The following is a 5,141-nucleotide window of genomic DNA, read 5'->3' on the forward strand; positions in this document are numbered from 1 at the left end:
GGCCGGCCTTGTCTCTCATCTCGATGCGGACCGTGTCGCCGAAACGCATGAAAGGTGTCTTTGCCGCACCCTGCTCGATAGTCTCGATCATGCGGATCTCGGCGATGCAGGAATAGCCCGCGCCGCCTTCAGAGACAGGTTTGCCCGGCCCATTGCCGAGCTTGTTCGATACCGTGCCCGAGCCGATGATTGTGCCAGGCGGCGAGCGGCCGCGTTTTCGCCGCGTAGGCCATCAGCATAGGAAAATCCAAGGTCATGTCGATGCCGGGCAGATGCAGCTTGCCTCCGTCCCAGGCATCGCCCAGCTCCCCGGGGGTGACCGCCCCCGGTGAGAAGGCGAAAGTCGGCTTTGACTGAAAGAAACCGAATCCCTTTGCAAGCTCCACCGAGATCAGCCCGCGCATGGAGACGTCACTGACCAGCATGTGAACCTCCCGTTCAGGTTTCGACAGATCGCCGCCCGCAGACAGGCTTGACGATCCAAGTTGTTGCGTCTGTAACTATCGAAAATGTAACTATCAAGGGCCGGAACGGGCGGATCGGCATGGTCGAGGACGTACTTTCGCTGACGACGATCGCGATGGGATGCGGCATGCTTCCCGTAGCGCTCAGTCTCAGCGGCGGCAACTCCAGTTTCCGTCAACCGATGGCAATTGTCGTTATCGGTGGCCTGATGACTTCCACCCTCCTCAGCCTCGTCGCCATTCCCGTCATCTTCACCTTCGTCGACGACTTTCACAGGCTTCTCAAGCAGCTTGTCGGCATCGAGGCAGCCTGAGCCCTCGCCGGCTTCCACACCTGAAGATGGGGGGCGGTTCGGGGCACCACTTTGCGGGGAGCGGCCCTGGGAAGCACCTCCACTTGGATCCGGCCGTCGTGGACCAGACGCGGCATCGAACTGGGCTGCAACGCCCGCGGACGGGCGGGGAGCATGAGGAATTGTGGGGCGGTTATGCGGCGAGAGCTGTTTCGTCTGATTCGTGATTGTCGTTCGCCATACCGGAATACCATTGCTGGAAGGTCGAGCGTAGGGAGCCGTCGAGGGTCTGCGTCCGGGGTTGCAGCAGAAGATGCGCACCGATCCTGCTCCAGTGCATCTGCTGCTTTTCGCGAACCGCTTGCTGATGACGGCATTGACGGTCGCCTCGACGAAGGCCGAGGATATCCGCTCACCGGACCGGTAGCGTTCGCCGTAGTTGATCAGGCTTGCGCTGTTGGAAGGATGTAGGATCGGAACTCGCCAATGGCCGTGAGGAATTTGCGCATGATCGCGTAGTCCGTTTCGAGCGCTTCCGCATCGAATTGCAGGCTGTCGATTCCTCCTGAGCACGGTACGCATTGCCATGCCAGAGATGCCATTTGATCCTGCGGAGGGTTTCTTGGATGTCCTGCCCCGCCTGCTCATTATGGTTTTCGAGACCTTGGGCGAATTGGCGCAGGACCGTGATGCGCATGGTGATGGAACCAGTCGAGGACATGTTCGCTTGCCGGCGCGATCTCGGCAAGCGAGGGGACCTCTTCTCCTCCGTCGGTGATGAAGGTGATGTCCTGATTGGCCTGAACGTCCTCCTTTTTAAGATCGTCAAGGATACGGCGCTGCGGCTTGCGATCGTAGCCATGGACAAAACCGATGTAACGCGCATCCTCGGGTAAGGAGCGGCCGACGATCAGTTCGAAGTTCTTCTTTCGATAGTTGCGGTCCCGGATATACCCACACCATCCAGACCGATGACGGTGCGGCCATCGGGAACTGGGAGGCTCATCCAGTCGCGCGGACAGGCATTCTGCATAGAAACCCGCTCTGGGTGAGACCACTAGGAAGGTCTCGTCCGCGCTGCAAGGCAGACTGGTTCGCGAGGACGCAGTGCTAGGGGCGAATGGTCAGCGATGAGCGTGACGCTGTCACCGTACTCGAAGAGTACCGGCACATCCTGCTGGGCCGTAAGCTCACGAAGATTAGCAAGGTGGCCGAGGCCTTCGGCCGAACCTACGATGCGACCGAAGAGCATGATGCTTACTATCTTGCTTCAGCGTCACTCCTGCCAAAAGCCGCTATGGTAGAAGCCGTGTCCCAGAACCTCTCGTCCGCCAAATAGCTAGAAGTTCTGCACGTCCCCCGAACTGACAGAATACCGGATCAAGCGGCTCGGCCTTTGGCGTGAGTACAATGGTACGCAGATCAAACTAATCCCGGGCTGAAGACCAATTCCAGCCGTTTGGCGGGCCTTTGCGGCCTCGGAGGAACCCGCGTCAGATGCGCCGAAGCCCGGACGGCGGAATCATCATCAAATCAACCGTAGCTGCCTTTGGTTGATAAAGGCCGCGTGTCGCTGGGAACAGTTCTTGTTCTAACCCCTAAAATGGAACTCACGACGATACGCGCATGGATCAGGTTCGGGCGGAAAAACATAGCCGAGGGCCTGGCAGCCTTCAGGGCCTACCTACAATCCAACCGGTGAGCACCGACGTCGTTTCAACAGAAGAGTCCGTTCAGGCAATGGGCGTGCCATCTTCGATGTAATAGTGCGCAAATTTCTTGTGGTTGCGCAGAGCCTGAGGTCGGTAGGGGCCGAGCCCGGCACACTGCGGCACGTTGGTGATTTCAAAGCGAGCATCGACAAAAGGATGGACTACAGCTTCCGGATTGATTTCCCGGATTTTGACCTTGTATCCCAGTTTGGCGGTCAACCTCGATAGCCAGGTAGGGGTTCGGCTTGCAATCGCATCTTTCATACCCGCCACCTCACAATGCTGGAGGCCATCCGCGGACGGAAAGAGATGTAGTGCCGTACCGGTTTCCATGGACTGTTCAAATCTCGCACCCCTGACAACGACCGGACCGATAACAAGTCCATTCCGGGATGGCGGTCGCCTCCTCGATCATCCAGAGTAGCGCTATGTCGGACAAGCGCGATTCAGTCTCGGGATAACTTCCGCCAATATCCGAGTGATTTCCGGCAAACCACCACTGCTTGAGGACATCATGGCCGTCAATTGTTGGGGGCGCAGTTGCGGTTTGTCCCCACCCGACCCGCGCGAAGTCCTCACGCGTTTCATCAATGGCGTTCGCCGATCGCGCGAACTTGACGAACCGACTTAGAAGACGATCAAAGTTGTCCCCCTTCCACTCAGCGATGTGGCTGCGTACATCACCCAGCTTCGGGAAGTCTCGGATGGTCTTACGCACAGACCGACGCTGCTTCTGGTGTAGCACAGCCATGCCTATAGCCGCTCCGGCCGCTATGATCGTCCCGAAGACCCCCCAGAAGGAACCCAGAAGCTGGCGATTGCCGCAACAATCAGGGCAGGCAAAAGCGCCAGTACCACACCGAGACCAACCACGCCGGTATATAAGCCGGTCTGGACTATCGCACGCCGCAACCCCTTTGCGCCTAGCGCCGCTACCGTATCGAACACGCCGATGAAATGAGGCGCCGCATTAGAGCGGTTCACCTCTCCGGTCTCGTGGTGCGAGCCGTACTTTTCACGAAATCGGCGCGCAAGTTCAAGCCGCTCATCCTCATAATCTTTGCGAGGATGGCCAGCGCCATGCTCGAGCACGGTGCGTACGGCTTCCTCAGCAATATCACGCGTTGCCTTTCGAAATCGCGGAAGAGGGGGCATCCCCCACACGGGTCGGTACGCCGCAAAGCATGAGAAGGTTGGCAACCGCTCTGACGGTGTAGGCGCCTCTGCTAAAGCCAAAGAGGAAGATGCGATCTCCCGGTTGATAGTGATTGATGATGAACTCGTAGCAATCCGCAATGTTGGCGGTGATACCGGTGCCCGAAACGGAGGCAAGCAGCTTCTGGACCCGCCGGACGACATCTGTCATGGCGGTTGCGGTCGTTTCCGTGCCCAGTCCTGGGTCATAGAAGGAAACTTGATGGGCTGGGTCGACCGAACTCTCCGGACCGACACGACACGCCCGATAGAGCTTGTAGACATTGCTCATCCGCTGTTCTGCTCGAACACCACCCTCCTGGCCGGTCCCGTCCGAGAACACCACAATGTTCTTGCTCAAGCTGAATTGCCTCCAGAATCGGTACCTTACGTAAAAACCGGCTTCCCAGTTATCCCAGATCGTCGCGGACGAACCCGGCTTCAGATCGAAGCGCCGTCAGTCAGCTAATCTGTCCACATAGCAGGCGATAGCACTTGGGTCGACCTGGAGCCGGAACTCATATGCTCGGCCAGCTTCTTGGGATCCGTGAACCGGCTGTGATTCCACAGCAAGGCCATGAAACTTACAGTCATGCGCTCCCAGGCAAGCGCCGCTAGCGCGGTGAGCAGGAAACCGGCCGCCGTGGCGCCTACCGCCGTGGTTTGATCGGCCGAGAACGCGATCGCAGCAGCGGCTGCCAGGAGATGCAACCCAAACCAGGCGGTCACGGCGCTCGCAAGCCATGATGCACGGCTTGGCACAGCAGCCGCGGTTGCCGAGGTGCGCGGCGCTTTCAGCCACCAGCGGGCGATCACGACCGCTGAAACGAGCGCCAGGAGTTCGAACAGCGGAAACAACACGGCAGCCTCTGCGTTAGCCATTTGCTTATGGGTATCCGGCGGCCAGCCGCCGATGATTGCCGACACAGTGAGCACCGGCATCAGAACGACCATATTGCGGGCGACGCGAATGCGCGTGCGCAGCGCCTCCATGGCGCGCACTGCCGCTTCGCTTCCGTTGACGAGGATCTGGATCCGAAGCCAGTCCTCCGGGAAGACGTCTTGAACCAAGCCGCTCCCGACGAGCGCGTTGCGCTCTGCCGTCACCTTCTCCGCGAATTTGAGCCTGACCAGACCGAGCCACTGTTCGAGGATGGTGTCGGTCGAGCGGTCGATGATGACCCCGATCGCGAAGCCAAGCGCGATGGCGACGGCGAGCACATCGGTCGAAAGCCCGAAACCGAGCAGCCCCATGCTGTAAGCCGGGAAGAAGAGCGCCGCCAGCGTGATCAAGCCGGCCAGGACCAGCTCGACTAAAAGCTCGCCGATGCTCATGCCTTGAGCCCTTCTCCAGCGGAACTTTCGCCGCGGTATCTCACACCAATGCGCGGCGCCGTGACGCTCATGCTAGCGCGCCTTCTCCACTAGACCGCCCGCCCGGGCAATCAGCTCGCGCGATTCCGCAAAGGTGATGCGAC

The 5,141-nt window shown here is 59.4% G+C and carries 2 protein-coding genes and 4 pseudogenes; 2 read left to right on the forward strand and 4 right to left on the reverse strand.

The genetic code is table 11. The features are described 5' to 3' along the window. Positions 1-428 (reverse strand): annotated as a pseudogene (locus tag AC0L2K_RS34330) (fumarylacetoacetate hydrolase family protein); the annotation flags it as partial. 137 nt (positions 429-565) lie between these two features. On the opposite strand from AC0L2K_RS34330, the pseudogene AC0L2K_RS34335 reads away from it, so the two are divergent. Next, positions 566-778 (forward strand): annotated as a pseudogene (locus tag AC0L2K_RS34335) (efflux RND transporter permease subunit); the annotation flags it as partial. A gap of 172 nt (positions 779-950) precedes the next feature. Here AC0L2K_RS34335 and AC0L2K_RS34340 read toward each other — a convergent pair. Further along, positions 951-1,802, reverse strand: a pseudogene (locus AC0L2K_RS34340) (ISKra4 family transposase); the annotation flags it as partial. A 75-nt stretch (positions 1,803-1,877) separates the two neighbouring features. Here AC0L2K_RS34340 and AC0L2K_RS34345 point away from each other — a divergent pair. Then, the gene (locus AC0L2K_RS34345; protein WP_473533576.1) at positions 1,878-2,096 is read left to right on the forward strand and encodes an ImmA/IrrE family metallo-endopeptidase; all 219 of its coding nucleotides are present in this window, start codon (positions 1,878-1,880) and stop codon (positions 2,094-2,096) included. Between the two features lie 394 nt (positions 2,097-2,490). Here the strand turns inward: AC0L2K_RS34345 and AC0L2K_RS34350 are convergent. Further along, positions 2,491-4,024, reverse strand: a pseudogene (locus AC0L2K_RS34350) (DUF2235 domain-containing protein). Positions 4,025-4,128: 104 nt separating this feature from the next. Continuing rightward, positions 4,129-4,998 (reverse strand): hypothetical protein, encoded by an 870-nt coding sequence (locus tag AC0L2K_RS34355; protein WP_473533577.1) that lies wholly within the window; start codon positions 4,996-4,998, stop codon positions 4,129-4,131. Between the last annotated feature and the right edge of the window lie 143 nt (positions 4,999-5,141).

Source organism: Mesorhizobium sp. WSM4817 (genome assembly GCF_055811135.1).